Raw genomic sequence first — 15,238 nt, 5'->3', positions numbered from 1 at the left:
ATATGGGAATTTAAAAAAGAAAAAGGCATCAGAGTATTTCTGATACCTTGAAGATCACTATTGCTACAAACGATACCAACAACGGCAGGATTGTCATATTTAATGAACAATCCAGAGATTTATTCCACTTGTCAGAAGCAGATAAAATTTCTTTTGCCGAAAGCAACAAGATCAGCGCAACGACGGCCAGTACACCGTATTCCGGCAGTCCTACTGGTGTCGTCATTGACACGGCACTCGCTGCTGAAGATATCGTACTGGTTGTTGTGGTTATTATTGTGCTTGTCAGCATTTGATCTCCACTCGTCTATTAAAACTCCATGATACTATTAATACCTTGTGAAATTATGTTGCTTACTTTTTGTATTTTTAGGATGATATGTCTACAATGTGTTTTTAGGGTGATTTAAAAGCCTATGTCAATTAATTAGTTTTTTTAGCTCCCCTTTGGCAAAATAGCGATTGTTCATATTTTGAACAAAAAGTAATTATATTTTTGTTTTGCTAGTAAGTATATATGTTAAGACACAAGGAAAAAACGAAGGCAAATATCTATGGCATAAAGGGTATGCATAACGTACACTCTTGGCAGGGGCTTGCCATTCATTTTAAGAACAGTTCCCGCGTTATGAAATGTGATGCATATGATACTTGTCAGTCAGACAAAAGATCGCGTGCTTGTTTCTATTCTATAAAAAGGCCGGATGCCATATACATGCTTCAATCTGAGTTCAACGTAAGTATCACCGTGGCGGAGAAACTGATCGATACTCTTGTGGATATGGGAGTTACAAAGGCTTTACGTTGTCGTAAGGTAGATTCATCAGGCTTCTGTGATGAAGGCTGCCGTATGCTTGCGTTTGAAGAGGATATCTGAAGCCCAATCAAAACTTTATTAAGCCAACAGGGTAATTCTGCACCCATGTTTACAATTATTACTGGTGCTCAATTCGGCGATGAAGGTAAAGGTAAGATAGTTGACCTAATATCCGGTAACTATGATCTGGTTGTCCGTTTCCAGGGTGGAAACAATGCGGGACACACTGTTAAAGTAGGTGAGGATGTATACAAGCTTCACCTCATTCCATCTGGTTTTCTTTTAGATTCAAGAGTATTAATAGGTCCGGGTACTGTTGTTAATCCCGAAGTGCTGGCAGAAGAACTTGATATGCTTGCAGAAGGTGGCATTAATTTAGATGCGACAAGGGTAGGTGTCGATGCCAAAGCCAGTATTATAATGCCATATCACATTGAACTGGATGGCCTGAGAGAATCGCAGAGGACTGAAAAGATAGGCACTACAAAACGTGGTATTGGTTTTGCATATATTGATAAGGTTGCCAGGGATGAGGTCCGTATGGGTGATCTTGCTGATAAAGAAAAGTTCCTTAAAAGACTTGAAGATCTGGCAGCATCAAAGGAAGCAGCTATAAAAGAGCTTGGTGGTGATCCTTCTATAGTTATGGATCAGGATCTTATTGACAGGTATGTGAAACTTGGTGAGCGTTTTGCTTCTTATGTAACTGACGTTTCTTATGAAGTTAACAAGGCACTTGATGAAAGTAAAAATGTCCTTGCTGAAGGTGCACAGGGAACTCATCTCGATGTAATTCATGGAACCCAGAAGTTTGTAACTTCTTCCTGTACAATTGCCGGTTCTGCATGTGCCAATATTGGTGTAGGGCCAACAAGGGTTGGTGAAGTGCTGGCGATTGTGAAAGCATATATCACAAGGGTTGGAGAAGGCCCATTACCTACAGAACTCTTTGATGACATCGGTAAGCAGATACAGGATGTTGGTGGGGAGTTTGGTACTACTACCGGCAGATCCAGAAGGTGTGGATGGTTTGACCTTCCACTGCTAAGGAAAGCAATTTACCTGAATGGTTACACATCCATTGCACTCACTAAATTAGATGTTTTATCCAATCTTGACACGGTAAAAGTTTGCGTTGCTTATGAGCTGGATGGAAAAGTAATAGATTATCCTCCTGAAGATACTTCCGAACTTGCAAGATGCAAACCGGTATATGAAGACCTTCAGGGATGGGACAGTGATCTTACCGGTGTGAAGGAATTCAACGATCTTCCACAGACAGCCCAGGACTATGTAACTTATCTTGAAGATAAGATGGGTGTAAAGATAGATATTATTTCTGTAGGTCCTGCAAGGGAGCAGACCTTCAGAAAATAATACTTTTTGGCGAAAACTGCCGAAAAACGTATATACTACTCAATAGTTTAAACATCACAAATCCAGCTGAACTAATCACTTGATGCAATTGAGTCCTGCAGATGGTGGGTATCTTAACAGATATTATAATTCAGGAGAATATTAATGACAACTGTATATGACGTTCCTGCAGCCGAGTTTATAGCAAAGGTAGCAGAAAAGTTGAAAGATAACGATAAAGTAAATGCACCTGAGTGGGCAACATACGTGAAGACAGGTGTGCACAAGGAACTTCCACCAACAGATACTGAATGGTGGTACACAAGATGTGCAGCAGTACTTAGAACTGTATACACTCAGGGCCCAATCGGTGTTGAGAGAATGAGATCTGTCTATGGTGGAAAGAAGGACAGAGGCGTTGCTCCTGGCAAAAAGGCAAAGGGCAGCGGTGCAATAGCAAGAACTGCACTTCAGCAGCTTGAAGAAGCAGGTTTTGTACGCACTCTCAAGAGCGGTCGTGTGGTATCCCCACAGGGACAGTCCATGCTTGACAATGTTGCATATGAGGTAAAACAGGATCTTCTGGAAACCATTCCAGGTCTTGCAAAATACTGAGTGCGATTCCAGTTCGATAACTTCTATAAGGAATCACTGCTTAATCTTATAAGCAAAGGTGACTTTCATGACTGATGACCTTGAAGAGATAAGAAGAAAAAGACTTGCACAAATCCAGCAGCAGCAACAGGCAGCTCAACAACAGGCAGGCGGAGCTGATATGCAGGCTGCAATGCAACAGGAGCAAATGCAGGCTGAGATGGAAGCAAAGAAGCAGGCTCTGATGCGTCAGATCCTGACTCCGGAAGCACGTGAAAGGCTGACAAATCTACGCATGTCCCGTAAGGAACTTGTTGAGCAGCTTGAAAACCAGTTGATCATGCTTGCACAGAGTGGCAGGCTACAATCCATGATCGACGATGAAAAACTCAAACAGCTTCTGGTTCAGATGCAGCCCAAAAAGAGGGAAACTACTATTAAGCGTATGTGAGCGCCCTTCATGCATGTATCGGTAATGTTCAGTGGTGGAAAGGACAGTTCTTTGTCCGCAATACTGCTGGAGCCTTTCTTTGAAGTTGAACTAGTAACATGTAGTTTTTCACTGCTTCCTGTTGGGGAAGTAGCTGCTGAAACTGCAGAAAGGCTTGGTTTTGCGCACAGGATTATCAAACCTGATGTTTCAATTCTTGAAAAGGCATACGATATGATTATGGAGGATGGCTTCCCCAAAAATGCTATCAATTTCATTCACAGAAGCGTTATAGAACATCTGGCGGCCGACTCTAATGTCGCATTCATTGCTGACGGAATTCGCCGTGATGATCGTGTTCCTATGCTTGAATTATCACAGATAAGAAGCATTGAGGATCGGTTTGGTGTTCACTATATATGCCCTTTGAAAGGATTTGGGCGTGCTGCAGTAAATGAACTTGTGAATAAGCATCTGGTCATCGAAGAAGGTCTGAGTGAGGATGTACTTAAAGCAGATTATGAAACTGAACTAAGGGAAATGATAGTTCAAAGTCATGGTTCTGAAAAGATTAAAGAAATATTCCCCACTCATGTACAATCACATGTTATCGAACGCAAGATAAGCGTGAAGGAATGAAACAGCGAACGGAACAACATGATTAAGGATTTATACAATAATTATGTTATAAGTTCAAAATTCAATCGATACTATAATACAAATCATAGCATAGGTGAGACAAGTGAGCCACAATACTAAAGGACAGAAGACAAGGTTGGCAAAAGCACACAGGCAGAACCACAGGGTTCCTACCTGGGTTATCATTAAGACCGGTCGTAAGGTCGTAAGCCATCCAAAGAGAAGACACTGGAGAAGAAGCAGTCTCGATGTGAAATAAGTAGGTGATGATAATGGCAGAAGATATAGTAAAAGAGCAGATCTATACGATCCCTCTCCGTGAAGTGAAGGAATACCCTCGCTGGAAGAGATCAAAGAAGGCTGTAAAAGTTATCAGAGCATACCTTACAAAGCACATGAAAGTTGAGCCTGACATGATCAAGTTAGACAAGACTATCAATGAGAAAGTATGGGAACATGGTTCTGAGAAACCACCTCTCTCCATCCGTATAAGGGCTGCAAAGTTCGAGGATGGCGAAGTTCAGGCGGAACTCGCATAAATGCTCCCGGGTATCATTCCAGTTTAAGAATATAATGTTACGAACTATAACTATACAGGAAAGCCCCGTCATAGGGGCTTTTGCAACATGCACCGAAAATATAGTGCTTGTATCCTTGGGTACGCCTGAGCCTGTCCGTGAAAAGATAGGCCAGTTCTTGCAGGCAAATGTAGTGGAAACCCTTATCAATGGAAGTACTATTGTGGGTTCACTTTGTCGGGGAAATTCCAACGCAGTGCTTGTTCCAATGGATTCCAATGTCAGAGGCATAGAAAAGATCGATGTTCCTGTTGTTGAATTACCAGGTAAGCTGAATGCTATCGGTAATGTTGTGCTTGCAAATGATTTTGCGGCACTTGTACATCCGGAACTCAATGATAAATCTGTGGAAACTATTGAGAAAGCTCTCAAGGTAGATGTTAAAAGAGGCACGATAGGCGGTGCAAAAACTGTAGGGATGGCCGGAGTTGCAACCAATAAAGGTTTGCTTGTAAATCCGAGGGCAACCAGTACCGAGCTTGAAATGCTCGAAGAGTTGTTCGATCTCCCGGTAGATATTGGGACATCCAATTATGGAACTCAAATGGTTGGTTCCGGATTGATTGCAAATTCCAAAGGTTATGTTGCAGGTTCGAAGACTACGGGACATGAACTGGGAAGAATAGAGGATGCCCTGGACTTATTAGAATAATGGTTTTAGGTGATTTAAATGAAGACATTTCAGGTCAAAGGCACATTCAAGGCCGGAATAGCATGGGAAAAGTTTACAAAGGTCATTGAGAGCCAGAACGAGAAGAATGCAGAGGACAAAGTGTATTCACTCGTCGGCAGTCAACATGGTCTTAAAAGAAACTTGATAAAGATCGAAAGTATAACTGAGGCATGATCCATGGCGGATATGAATGGACAGGATCCAAGGGTTCTTGCAAACCAGCACCGTGAGTTTCAAAAGCGTGCGGAGATGGTTCAGCAGCAGATGAGCATGGTCCAGATCTCATTGGAAGATTGTAATAGAGCAATTAACACAATAGATGAGCTTAACACTGTTTCCGCTGGTTCTGAAATAATGTTTCCTATAGGTTCCGGTTCATTTATATATGCCAATATCAGTCACACTGACAAAGCAGTGGTTGATATCGGTGCAGGGTTAACTGTTGAAAGACCTCTTCCTGAAGCAAAGGAAATTCTCCAGCGCCGCAGAGAAAAGCTTACAACAGCTCTTGATAATATGAATAACACCCTTGCCCAGTTAAGCCAGCAGATGCAGGCTATTGAGTCATTCCTTGCAAAGCTCCAGCAGCCACAAGGTAATGCAGGTTCCCAGTGAACCTTTTTTTCTATTTTTTCTATTTTTAACAAACTTGCGAGTTGTATCACGTGTTCAATAAACTCAAGGCAAAACTCAGTGGATTCAAGGATAAGATTGGCAGTAAAATAGATGAAAAAGCTGTAGCTATCGAACCCGTTGAAGAAATTGTAGAGGAAATTGTAGTATCTGATGAAGAGCTGGAATCTCCTGTTTCAATTTCTCCTTCTTCACAGGAAGTATTAGAAGAAAAACCTGAAATTCCAGCTGAAGAAACCCGGACTGATCCAAAAGAGGAGAGCAAAACTACTAAGAAATTTGGTTTCGCACAAAAAGCTAAAGCTCTTGTTTTTGAAAGAGAATTCATTCTGGAAGAGGATGATCTCGAAGAACCTCTCTGGGATCTGGAAATGGCACTTCTTGAGAGTGATATTGCACTTTCAGTCTCAGAAGCAATTGTAAACTCAGTAAAGAGCCAGCTGGTTGGGACCAGAAGACGTATTGGTAGCAATACGGGTAACATTGTTGAAGATGCTCTGAAAAATGCAATCTATGATGTGATGAGTGCCAATGTATTTGACCTTGATGAATATGTGGAAAAAGCTGAAAAGCCGGTACATATTGTTTTTATCGGTATAAACGGAACAGGGAAGACAACTTCAATTGCCAAGCTTTCCAAACGTTTCAAGGATCAGGGCATGTCCGTTGTAGTTGCTGCAGGTGACACATTCAGGGCAGGAGCCATTGATCAGCTTGCAATCCATGCTGAGAAGATTGGCGTAAAGATAATAAAACATCAGGAGCAGGGTGACCCGGCTGCTGTTATTTATGATGCAATGCAGCATGCAAAAGCACATAATGTGGATGTAGTATTATCTGACACCGCAGGCAGGATGCATACCAATATTAACCTCATGGAGCAGCTTAAAAAAGTCTGCCGTGTAGCTCCTCCAGACCTCATTATCTTTGTGGACGAGGCAGTTGCAGGTAATGATGCTGTAGAAAGGGCAGCACAGTTTAATGATGCAGTTCCTATAAGCGGTTCAATTCTGACAAAAACAGATGCCGATTCCAAAGGTGGTGCAGCAATTTCCATTGCATACATCACAGGAAAACCAATATTATTCCTTGGAATGGGACAGGGATATGACGACATTCGCAAATTCGATCCTCAGTGGTTTGTGGATCAGCTTTTTGGAGAATGATTTGCATTCTCTAATTTGCTTTTTTAAAAACAGTTTAAATTAAAAATTGATTCTAATTTAAAATAGGAAAAAAGCTGGCAGTAAATTATCTGCAGCTTTTCTTTAATTCTGATGCAAGTTTCTCTACTCTTTCGTTTACATTCTCACCTGAAGCGATTATGTTTACAAAAGCAGAACCTACAATTACGGCATCAGCACCTGCTTTGATAACTTCTGCAGCCTGCTGTCCGTTGGATATTCCAAACCCAACTGCCTTTGGAACTGTTGTATCAATGCGGGAAAGTATGTTCTTTGTAGACTCTGCAACATCAACTCTTTCTCCGGTGACTCCAAGTCTTGAAACGATATAGACAAAACCGGATGTTTTTTCCAGGTTCTTTTCCATCCTTTTTCCTGTTGTGACGGGTGTGATAAGGAATATCAGGTCAACGCCATTCTGTTTGCATGCAGCATGTAGTTCGTCTGCTTCTTCTGCAGGAAGATCTGGTACAATAATTCCTGTAATTCCTGCCTCAGCACAATCCCTGGCAAATTTCTCGTTTCCTCTTTTGTATATTAGATTATAGTATGTCATGCATACCAGAGGAACATTTTCCTTAATTGATGCTGCCATTTCAAAATAAAGATCCGGGTTCATGCCTGCTTCCAAAGCTCTGGTTGATGCTGCCTGTATCGTAGGTCCGTCTGCAACAGGATCTGAAAATGGAAGACCCAGCTCAACAATATCTGCTCCGCCTTTTACAAGTGCATTTACAATTTCTTTTGTAGCTTCAGATGAAGGATCACCTGCACAGACATAGGCAATAAGTGCCTTTTCATTCCTCTCTTTAAGTTCTGCAAACTTGTCTTCAATTTTCACAGACAATCCTCCTTTGACTCTTCTTCCTTTAATTTAAATACAGTTTCAAGATCCTTATCTCCCCTCCCTGATAGGTTGATAACAACAAGATCACCGAGCTCTCCAAGTTTTCCCATCTTTGCCATTTTCATAAGATAAGCAATTGCATGCGATGATTCAAGTGCAGGGATAATTCCTTCAAGGCGACTGAGTTCATAGAAAGCTTCCAGTGCTTCGTCATCATTTGCATAACATGGAGTTATCCTGCCAATATCTGCCAGATATGCAAGCTCCGGTCCAACTCCTGAATAGTCCAGCCCAGCGGATATGGAGCTGGATTCAAGTATCTGGCCATATTTATCCTGAAGTATGAGTGTATGTGCACCCTGAAGAATACCTTCTTCACCAACACAAAGCGATGCAGAGTGAAGTGCTTCTTTTTCAGTGGTTCTCATTTCTTTACCCCCTGCTTCAACAGGGAAAAGCTTGACTTCCTTGTCCTCAATGAACGGATAAAAAATACCCATTGCATTACTTCCACCACCTGCACAGGCGATAATGGAATCGGGGTATCTTCCTTCTTTTTCCATTATTTGGTCCTTGACTTCCTTTCCAATAACGCTCTGGAAATCACGCACTATCATTGGGTATGGATGCGATCCAACAACTGAACCTATAAGATAATGTGTGTTCTCAACGTTTGTGACCCAGTCTCTGAATGCTTCATTAATCGCATCTTTGAGGGTCTTTGAACCAGATTCAACAGCATTCACTTTAGTGCCCATAAGCTCCATTCTGTAAACATTCATGTGCTGGCGAATAACATCCTTTGCTCCCATGTATACTTCAGATTCAAATCCCATATTGGCAGCAGCCATTGCTGTTGCAGTTCCGTGCTGTCCTGCTCCGGTTTCGGCAATAAGACGTTTCTTTCCCATGTATTTAGCCAGAAGTGCCTGTCCAAGAGTATTGTTTAACTTGTGGGCACCGCCATGAACAAGATCCTCACGTTTCAGATAAATTTTAATTCCGTATTTCTCGCTGAGGTTCTTGGCAAAATAAAGTGGAGTCTCCCTGCCTGCAAACTCTTTCATGTAATAATCAAGTTCTTTTAAAAACTCAGGATCATCCTTGTAACGTTCATAAGCTTCTTCAAGCTCAGTAAGTGCCGGCATGAGCACTTCGGGAACAAACTGTCCTCCGAATTTGCCATACATTGATTTTTTCATTATCATTCTCCGTGTGTTAGTTAATAGTAAAGTGAATCAACAAGCTCTTTTGTTTTTGCATATATTTCTCCGCTTTTAATAATGGATGTGCCTACAAGTACCGCATCAGCCCCGGCTTTAACAACCATTCTTACGTCATCTATGGTATGCATTCCACTTTCACTGATTATAATATGATTTTGTCCGTTTTTTGTATCATAGTCTTTAACAAGCGGTATAAGTTGTAATGTAGTATTTAGATCAATCTCAAGATTGCTTAGATTCCTGTTATTTATTCCAATTATTCTTGTTTTTGATTCAAGCGCATTTTTAAGTTCAGTTTCATTGTGGACTTCAACAAGTGGTTCAAATCCTTTTGACATTGCCATGTCTACCATTTCTTCAAGCTTTTCTCCAAGAATGCCTGCTATTAGTAATATAAGATCGCTTTCAATTTCACTGAATTGGATTTCATCAACAATAAAATCTTTACGTAAAACAGGAAGTGAAATTGCATTTCTCACAGATCTAAGATTATCTGTTGAACCGTGGAAAAACTCTGGCTCAGTCAAAACAGATATTGCTACTGCTCCGGCCCTTTCCATTTCTGCTGCAATTATAGCTGCATCCTCTGGATTAATATCCCTGAGTTTTTTTCCCGGGGATGCAGGCTTTACTTCTGCTATGACTGCAACCTTTCCCCGCTGCTTTCTTTCAGTAATAGCACCAATTATGTCTCTTTTATTGCTATCTCTTTCTTTAACTGAAGACTTAAGCGAAGCTGGTTCTGTTTTAATCTTAAGATTCTGTACTCTTTTTTCAGTAGAGCTAATTATGTCATTTATTACGGCATGCATCAAATAACCACGTATGTTCTGTAATGTACAAAAACGTACATGAATGTAAATCTATATAAGACTGCCGGTCTTCCAACAAAAATAAATCTCCTTGCAGTATTCTTTTGTTGCAAAATATATCAGGAATGTCCTAAAATAAAATCATAAAACAGGATGTGTTTTAGGTATTATTAATTTCTTCTTTCAGGTAAAATTCAATATTATGATCAGTATGGTTTTCCTGCTCAGAGTTGGTCTGCTCATGTATCCCCAGTTTCTCCTGAACTGTCACCGGGGGGAAATAAGCAAGATAGGCAAGTATTGTCCCTATAAAGACAAATAGTCTTGCAAACATTTGCATTGCATCAACAATTGCAATTGTGTCGGTAAGCATAAAGTCGAATACAAAAGAAATAGCTACCAGTGGCAGCGCTGTCCTATACCTGATTCTTTTTGGCATCCTTTGCAGAAATATCAACAGCAGTAATCCCAGTATCATGGAAGTTGGAATAACAAATAACCCCATTAGATACAAATTAATTGCAGCATCACTGTTGATCATGAAAATTGAACCCCATTCAGTAACTATGGGTCCAACTATCCCACTATCATAAAGAAAAGTAAGATATGCTGCTCCTATAAGTGTGAAAAAGAGGGAGATGTATTCTCCTATTTTTTTGCTGCCTGTAATCACATATATTATGAAAAACACAAGCGGTACTGATATAAATGCAAAAGGAATCGCTGTAACAAAATACATTATGGCATCAATTTCCTGATTGTCCATATACGCTGCAAACATTCTGATTGTTGTTGGCAGGTAAGTAAGTCCAACCATCGTCCAGAATACAATCAGTGAAAAAAGAGCAGGCTTGCTATTTTCTTTGTAACTATCTTTGTTTTTAGAAAGTACCCATGCAAATGCAAGGGATGATAATGTAATTGCAAAACATATTGTTCCGTTTAGCAGCAGTCCCGGGTTCATTCCTGTCTACTACTAATTAGTTGCTTTTTATTTATATATTTTCATTGTTCAAAAGTTGCGAGTTTGATGTTTGAGATTTCCAACCAAATGGTATTTATATTATTCATTACTATAATAGTAATATATCCAAAAATATCTGGATATAAGAGGAGGATCGTACATGAAAGCAAACAAAACATTACATTTAAACAAAAATACCAGAGCTCAGGTGGGTATTGGTACTCTTATCATATTCATCGCTATGGTTCTAGTTGCAGCAGTTGCAGCTGCTGTATTGATTCAGACTTCCGGTACGCTTCAACAGAAAGCGCAATCAACCGGTAAACAGGCAACTCAGGAAGTATCATCTAACCTTATGGTAAAAACCATTGAAGGTGTCCGTGCTAAGAACAATCCAACTGATATGTCTGACACAATTGATCTCTTGAAACTCAAAGTCGGTCTTAATGTAGGCAGTTCCCCTGTAGATGTAAATCAGGTAGTTGTATCAATAACTGATGGAACGACTGCAAATAATCTTGTTTATGCAGGAAATGCAAAATCGTATGCTTCAACAGGTGCTAATAATGGTACTATGAGCGACTTTGCGGGTTCTACTGCAGCAGAAAATCTTGAGGAGTTATTGACAGGTAATACTACCGTTTTAACAACTACATTCAACAATTCAGATCACTATTATACTGTAGAGAAGATTCGTGATGAAGACTCATCATTTTCACAGAGCAATCCTGTAATGAATACTGGTGATTTGATTACAGTTTATATTGCAACAACATCTAGCAGTGCAGTATCAACTGGTTATACTGATGTGGGAACAACTAGTGGTATTACAGAATTAAAAACATCAGGACTTTATCTTGTACCGAGGACTACTGTAAACATCGTTCTTACACCGGAATCTGGTGCAGCAACAACTGCAGACTTCGTAGCCCCATCTTCATATGGTGTAAAGGAGACCGTACAATTGTATCCATAATGAATAATGTGCGATTCCTTCGCACATTTTTAGGAGCTGATAAATATGAAAGCAAATAGTAAATTCATAAAATCGGATACAAGCGCACAGGTAGGCATAGGAACTCTGATTATCTTCATTGCAATGGTTCTGGTTGCAGCAGTTGCAGCCGCAGTTCTGATTCAAACATCTGGTACACTGCAGCAGAAAGCTCAATCAACCGGTAAGCAGGCAACTCAGGAAGTTTCATCTAACCTTATGGTCAAAACCATAGAAGGTCTCAGGGCAAAATCTTCATCTACCAATATGGCAGCGAATATTTCTATGCTTGAACTCAAAGTTGGTCTTAATGTTGGAAGTTCTCCTGTAGATGTAAATCAGGTTGTAATATCAATTACTGATGGAACTACTACTAATAATCTGATCTATGCAAATAATGAACAGACATATGGAAGTGCTATGCAGGGTTTCAATGAAAGTGCATCAGCCGCTACAAATGTGCTTCAAATGATGACCAGTAATGGTGGTCCTGGTGACAGTGCTAAATATTTCTTTACAGTAGAAAAGATTCGTGATGAGGATGGTTCTTTCACACAGGGGGAACCTGTTATGAATACGGGAGATCTTGTGACTTTCTATATCTCAACTGTAGCAGTTGGTGATACAGGATTTAGTGATATTGGTTCTTTTAATGTAGCTACTAGTCAGAAAGATACTGGTCTAGTCGTTGCTCCAAGAACTGCTGTCAGTATTGTATTGACGCCTGAATCCGGTGCCGCAACCACTGCTGACTTTATCACGCCATCTTCATATGGTACCAAAGAAAATGTACAGCTGTATCCATAATGTGAGATACTAGTTTTATATCTCACTTTATTTCTTCTTTTTAAAGTCGTATTTTCTAATGTTTCTGATTAATTCTTTTTATCTTAACTTTAGTTTTTCTGAATTTTCATTCTGCTAATCTATTGTTTTAAAAACGATAGTCTGGTCTGGGCTTATAGTCATATTGATGCATCAGAGAAAACCAAAACAAGATTTTTGTTCATCCAGCATAGTTCGATGGTTATTTACTGTAAGCTCTTGCAGGGCATTTATTAATTAGAATACATCAGAATTAATCCGGATATCTTCATAAGTCAATTAATTGTATGAAAAGGAAGAATCATTATACGCAGTTATCAGAACCATTGCAAGTAACTTGCTGAAAATAGATTATTAACGTTTCTGATTCCATGAGAGCTGTTTATAATAGTTAATAAAAAATAGGTTCTGTCGAAAATATATTGAAAACCACTGTCGGTAGCTATAATTCAGCAAAAATAATTACTATTCAGGGGACATCTATAAGTTTTATGGATTTGCATAATTGTTTAAATTTAGAGGATTTTTACAGAGCCAAAAATGAATCTCAGGGCATTCTCTCGATAATCTCGCCCATTCTCTTATTCTTCTTGTAGAATGCGGTGCTGTCTTTAAGGAAATTAGAAGCAGTAATTCCTTTATCAGTAATAACATATCCGCCACGTTTTACCTTTTCAACCAATCCTTCAAGTTGAAATACGGTTTTCATCTTGCTTCCGATGCTACCTTTGTCTGCAAACTGATCGGTGTATTTCCTGATTTCTGAGAATTCTGTAATTTTTCCTTCATTCCTTCCAAGGACTTTCAAGATAAGTCTGTATTGAATATCTCCTGGTCCCTGGTGAATTCCCAATGATTGGTAGAATTCTGCCACTGCCTGTTCAAGTTCGACATCAATATCATCAGACATCTATGCTGTCCTCCTCTCCATCAATGTCGAAATCTTCATCATAAAGCTCGTACTGGTATTTTTTAATACCCAGTTTTTCCTGTAATGTCATTGGTGGGAAATACGCTAGAAATGCCTGTACGGTTCCTATGAGTACAAATATCCTTGCAACAAGCTGCATTACATCCACCATTGTGATCATGTCGGTAAGCATGAAGTCAAATACAAAAGATATTGCTACAAGTGGCAATGCTGTCCTGTATCTGAGATGTTTTGGCATTTTTTGCAGGAATATGAGCAGTAAAAATCCTATGATCATTGCAGTAGGTATCACAAAAAGTCCCATTAAGTATATGTTAATTGCAATGTCACTGTTTATAGTAAACAGAGATGAATAACTTGAAACTATGGGTCCAATTACTCCATTTGTAAAGAGTAGCATTAGGTATGCTGCGCCGAAGAGTACAAAGAGAAGTGAAATGTATGCGCTTATTTTCTTGTTGCCTACTATTACATACAATATGAAAAAGACCAGTGGGACTGCTACAAAGGAAAAAGGAACTGCTGCAAGACTGTACATCACAAGATCCAGATTTTCTCTTCCTAAATATGCAGCTACCATTCTGATGGTGGTAGGCAGGTAAGTAAGTCCTACAAGCGACCATAATATTACAAGTGACCAGAGGGCAGGTTTACTCTTATCATTATGCTCGTCTTCACTGCGGGCAAGCACCCACGCAAAAGCAAATGATGATATTGTTATTGCAAAACATATTGTGGCATTTACTAATAAGCCTGCATTCATCTAATCCCTCTGACTATTATTTACACATTGTTAATATATAATGCTTCCTCACGCCGAACTTGCATAGTTTGACGTTTGAGATTTCCAACCAATCAATATATATATTATTAAATGATATATAAATTCATCCATATATTTGGATTATAGGAGGATATGCATGAAAGCAAACAACGCATTATATTTGAAAAAAAATACCAGAGCTCAGGTGGGTATTGGTACTCTTATCATATTCATCGCTATGGTTCTGGTTGCAGCAGTTGCGGCTGCTGTATTGATTCAGACTTCCGGTACACTTCAGCAAAAAGCTCAGTCAACCGGTAAGCAGGCAACTCAGGAAGTGTCATCTAACTTGATGGTTAAGACCATTGAAGGTGTACGTGCTAAAAACAGTGCTACTGATATGTCCAACACAATTGACCTTTTGAAACTCAAGGTAGGTCTTAATGTAGGTAGTTCTCCTGTTGATGTAAATCAGGTAGTTGTATCAATAACTGATGGAACAACTGCAAATAATCTGGTTTATGCAGGAAATACAAAATCATATGCTGATGCAGGCAATGAAAATGGTGATATGGATTATTTTGGAGATGATGCATCTGGAAATTTAGCCACTCTTCTACAAAATCAATCAACAGTACCTAATACTATTACCAATGCTGATCACTATTTTACAGTAGAAAAGATTCGTGATGAAGATTCTTCCTTCTCGCAGGCTAATCCTGTAATGAATACCGGTGACTTGATTACACTTTATATTGCTACAACATCTAGTGGTGCAACAGGTTATTCCGATCTAGGAACTACCTCTGTAACTTCTGCTCTGAGGTCATCAGGTCTATCTCTGGTCCCGAGGACTACTGTAAACATTGTCCTGACTCCGGAATCTGGTGCAGCAACAACGGCTGACTTTGTCGCACCTTCATCATACGGTGTTAAGGAAACGGTACAGCTCTATCCATAATGTAAGAGAAC

General features: G+C 39.7%; 21 protein-coding genes. 15 read left to right on the top strand and 6 right to left on the bottom strand.

The features are described from left to right. Positions 1-47: 47 nt before the first annotated feature. The 12 genes from V7O61_RS09140 (at position 48) to ftsY (ending at position 6,886) form a co-directional block, all read left to right on the top strand. The gene (locus V7O61_RS09140; RefSeq protein WP_048134984.1) at positions 48-296 is read left to right on the top strand and encodes a hypothetical protein; all 249 of its coding nucleotides are present in this window, start codon (positions 48-50) and stop codon (positions 294-296) included. Positions 297-517: 221 nt separating this feature from the next. Next, entirely contained in the window at positions 518-877 is a 360-nt protein-coding gene (locus tag V7O61_RS09135; RefSeq protein ID WP_023843887.1) for a hypothetical protein, read from the top strand. A gap of 45 nt (positions 878-922) precedes the next feature. Next, positions 923-2,194, top strand: coding sequence for an adenylosuccinate synthase (locus V7O61_RS09130; protein ID WP_407282059.1), 1,272 nt, complete (start codon positions 923-925; stop codon positions 2,192-2,194). Positions 2,195-2,338: 144 nt separating this feature from the next. Then, positions 2,339-2,788 carry a 30S ribosomal protein S19e gene (locus V7O61_RS09125; protein WP_407282061.1) on the top strand — a complete coding sequence of 150 codons (450 nt, stop codon included), beginning with the start codon at positions 2,339-2,341 and terminating at the stop codon, positions 2,786-2,788. Positions 2,789-2,855: 67 nt separating this feature from the next. Then, on the top strand, positions 2,856-3,218 hold the full coding sequence (locus tag V7O61_RS09120; protein WP_023843884.1) for a DNA-binding protein: 363 nt from the start codon (positions 2,856-2,858) through the stop codon (positions 3,216-3,218). Positions 3,219-3,227: 9 nt separating this feature from the next. Beyond that, on the top strand, positions 3,228-3,836 hold the full coding sequence (locus V7O61_RS09115) for an alpha hydrolase (RefSeq protein WP_407282063.1): 609 nt from the start codon (positions 3,228-3,230) through the stop codon (positions 3,834-3,836). A 103-nt stretch (positions 3,837-3,939) separates the two neighbouring features. Beyond that, the gene (locus V7O61_RS09110) at positions 3,940-4,095 is read left to right on the top strand and encodes a 50S ribosomal protein L39e (RefSeq protein ID WP_023843882.1); all 156 of its coding nucleotides are present in this window, start codon (positions 3,940-3,942) and stop codon (positions 4,093-4,095) included. 13 nt (positions 4,096-4,108) lie between these two features. Further along, positions 4,109-4,375 (top strand): 50S ribosomal protein L31e, encoded by a 267-nt coding sequence (locus V7O61_RS09105; protein ID WP_023843881.1) that lies wholly within the window; start codon positions 4,109-4,111, stop codon positions 4,373-4,375. A 34-nt stretch (positions 4,376-4,409) separates the two neighbouring features. Then, positions 4,410-5,066, top strand: coding sequence for a translation initiation factor IF-6 (locus V7O61_RS09100; protein ID WP_407282065.1), 657 nt, complete (start codon positions 4,410-4,412; stop codon positions 5,064-5,066). An 18-nt stretch (positions 5,067-5,084) separates the two neighbouring features. Next, positions 5,085-5,261 (top strand): 50S ribosomal protein L18Ae, encoded by a 177-nt coding sequence (gene rpl18a / locus V7O61_RS09095; RefSeq protein WP_023843879.1) that lies wholly within the window; start codon positions 5,085-5,087, stop codon positions 5,259-5,261. 3 nt (positions 5,262-5,264) lie between these two features. Next, positions 5,265-5,702, top strand: a complete 438-nt coding sequence (gene pfdA / locus V7O61_RS09090; protein ID WP_023843878.1) for a prefoldin subunit alpha — start codon at positions 5,265-5,267, stop codon at positions 5,700-5,702. A gap of 50 nt (positions 5,703-5,752) precedes the next feature. After that, positions 5,753-6,886: a signal recognition particle-docking protein FtsY gene (gene ftsY / locus V7O61_RS09085; RefSeq protein ID WP_407282068.1), complete on the top strand. Its 1,134-nt coding sequence runs from the start codon at positions 5,753-5,755 to the stop codon at positions 6,884-6,886. 85 nt (positions 6,887-6,971) lie between these two features. Here ftsY and trpA read toward each other — a convergent pair whose 3' ends face one another. From trpA to V7O61_RS09065, 4 genes are all read right to left on the bottom strand, one after another. Next, the gene (gene trpA, locus V7O61_RS09080) at positions 6,972-7,745 is read right to left on the bottom strand and encodes a tryptophan synthase subunit alpha (RefSeq protein ID WP_023843876.1); all 774 of its coding nucleotides are present in this window, start codon (positions 7,743-7,745) and stop codon (positions 6,972-6,974) included. Then, complete coding sequence (gene trpB / locus V7O61_RS09075; protein ID WP_288070838.1) at positions 7,742-8,953, bottom strand: tryptophan synthase subunit beta; 1,212 nt, start codon at positions 8,951-8,953, stop codon at positions 7,742-7,744. The genes trpA and trpB overlap by 4 nt, the downstream gene beginning before the upstream one ends. Positions 8,954-8,973: 20 nt before the next feature. Further along, the gene (locus V7O61_RS09070) at positions 8,974-9,789 is read right to left on the bottom strand and encodes an indole-3-glycerol-phosphate synthase (RefSeq protein ID WP_023843874.1); all 816 of its coding nucleotides are present in this window, start codon (positions 9,787-9,789) and stop codon (positions 8,974-8,976) included. A 160-nt stretch (positions 9,790-9,949) separates the two neighbouring features. Next, a complete protein-coding gene (locus V7O61_RS09065) occupies positions 9,950-10,753 on the bottom strand; it encodes a hypothetical protein (RefSeq protein ID WP_023843873.1) in 804 nt (267 codons plus the stop codon). A 160-nt stretch (positions 10,754-10,913) separates the two neighbouring features. Here V7O61_RS09065 and V7O61_RS09060 point away from each other — a divergent pair, with 160 nt between their 5' ends. Continuing rightward, entirely contained in the window at positions 10,914-11,729 is an 816-nt protein-coding gene (locus V7O61_RS09060) for an archaellin/type IV pilin N-terminal domain-containing protein (RefSeq protein ID WP_407282069.1), read from the top strand. Positions 11,730-11,774: 45 nt separating this feature from the next. Then, positions 11,775-12,554, top strand: a complete 780-nt coding sequence (locus V7O61_RS09055) for an archaellin/type IV pilin N-terminal domain-containing protein (protein WP_407282070.1) — start codon at positions 11,775-11,777, stop codon at positions 12,552-12,554. Between the two features lie 565 nt (positions 12,555-13,119). On the opposite strand, the gene V7O61_RS09050 is transcribed toward V7O61_RS09055, so the two are convergent. Further along, a complete protein-coding gene (locus V7O61_RS09050; RefSeq protein ID WP_023843870.1) occupies positions 13,120-13,482 on the bottom strand; it encodes a hypothetical protein in 363 nt (120 codons plus the stop codon). Beyond that, positions 13,475-14,266: a hypothetical protein gene (locus V7O61_RS09045; protein ID WP_407282071.1), complete on the bottom strand. Its 792-nt coding sequence runs from the start codon at positions 14,264-14,266 to the stop codon at positions 13,475-13,477. Before V7O61_RS09045 ends, V7O61_RS09050 begins: the two co-directional genes overlap by 8 nt. Before the next feature lie 157 nt (positions 14,267-14,423). Here V7O61_RS09045 and V7O61_RS09040 point away from each other — a divergent pair, with 157 nt between their 5' ends. Continuing rightward, positions 14,424-15,227 (top strand): archaellin/type IV pilin N-terminal domain-containing protein, encoded by an 804-nt coding sequence (locus tag V7O61_RS09040; protein WP_407282072.1) that lies wholly within the window; start codon positions 14,424-14,426, stop codon positions 15,225-15,227. Positions 15,228-15,238: the final 11 nt, after the last annotated feature.

The sequence above is a fragment of the Methanolobus sp. WCC1 genome (assembly GCF_045690315.1).
Taxonomy (GTDB): Archaea; Halobacteriota; Methanosarcinia; order Methanosarcinales; family Methanosarcinaceae; genus Methanolobus; species Methanolobus tindarius.
The sequence above is the reverse complement of the archived record's forward strand: the minus strand, read 5'-3'. Positions and strand labels throughout refer to the sequence as shown.